The 1,057-nt window shown below is 72.3% G+C and carries 2 protein-coding genes and 1 pseudogene; 1 reads left to right on the forward strand and 2 read right to left on the reverse strand.

What is annotated here, in order from left to right:
- Positions 1 to 15: 15 nt before the first annotated feature.
- Positions 16 to 252: a hypothetical protein gene (locus GTW40_RS01610; protein WP_161178335.1), complete on the reverse strand. Its 237-nt coding sequence runs from the start codon at positions 250 to 252 to the stop codon at positions 16 to 18.
- A gap of 49 nt (positions 253 to 301) precedes the next feature.
- On the reverse strand, positions 302 to 778 hold the full coding sequence (locus tag GTW40_RS01615) for an Asp23/Gls24 family envelope stress response protein (RefSeq protein ID WP_161178336.1): 477 nt from the start codon (positions 776 to 778) through the stop codon (positions 302 to 304).
- An 87-nt stretch (positions 779 to 865) separates the two neighbouring features.
- Between GTW40_RS01615 and GTW40_RS01620 the strand changes: the two are divergent.
- Positions 866 to 1,057 (forward strand): annotated as a pseudogene (locus GTW40_RS01620) (nucleopolyhedrovirus P10 family protein); the annotation flags it as partial.

Genomic DNA, 1,057 nt, shown 5'->3' on the forward strand with positions numbered 1-1,057 from the left:
TCGCGCTCACGGCGCTCACCGCCGCCGGTCGCGCCGGTCACCGGGGGCGCGGAACCGGTCGTCGCGTCCGCGGGAACCGCCGCCTCGGGCGCGGAAGAAGTCGCCCGGCTCCAGGTCGCCGTCCAGGAAGCGGCCGACGACGAACCCGACGGCGCCGAGCGCCGCCACCAGCAGGAAGGCTCCGAATCCGCCGAAGTACCCGGCGAATCCCAGCGCCAAGCCGGCGATCATGCCGGCCACGGCCATGCTCATAGCGCTCCTCAGTCCGTCAGGCCCCTGTACTCCGGATTCCCGCTACGGCTCACTGAATACGTGGCTGAGCGGGTTCCTCTTCGTCCTCCTCGTCGGGGAGCTTGACGTCGCTGACCGCGATGTTGACCTCCACGACCTCCAGCGAGGTCATGCGCTCCACGGCGGCGATCACGTTCTCCCGGACGGCGGCGGCGACATCGCCGATGGCGTAGCCGTACTCCACGACGATCTCCAGGTCGAGCGCGGTCTGCACCTCGCCCACCTCGGCCTTCACCCCGCGGGCGACGGCCTTGGTGCCACCCGGCACGCGGTCGCGCATCGCGCCGAAGGTACGGGCGAGGCCGCTGCCCATGGCGTGGACGCCCATCACTTCCCGTGCCGCCGTTCCGGCGATCTTCTCCACGACTCCGTCCGCGATGGTCGTACGTCCCCGGGTCGCCGGGTCACCGCCGCCGCGCCGGGTGGTCTTGCGGGTGGACACCCGCGACTCGCTGTCTCCGCCGGGGCTCGTCGTCGTCTCGGTCATCGCCGTAGGTCCCTTTCGGTGGTGGTTCCCCGACCACGGTAAGCACGGCTGCGCGAATGCGCGCCAGGTATACGGCAGGCTGGAGGAATGACGTCGGAGTGGACACAGGTGGTACGGCAGCGGCTGGGCGTGGGCAGACTCCTGCCGCTCGGCGGCGGCCGGGACGGCGCGTGGATCTCGGAGCAGGCGGCCGGGGCGGTGCTGGGGAGCGCGGCCACGGACGCGGTGCCGGGGGTACGGCTGGGCGCGCTCAGGATCGGGCTCGCCGATCCGGCGGAC

Origin of the sequence: Streptomyces sp. SID4985, assembly GCF_009863025.1 — a bacterium.
GTDB lineage: Bacteria > Actinomycetota > Actinomycetes > Streptomycetales > Streptomycetaceae > Streptomyces.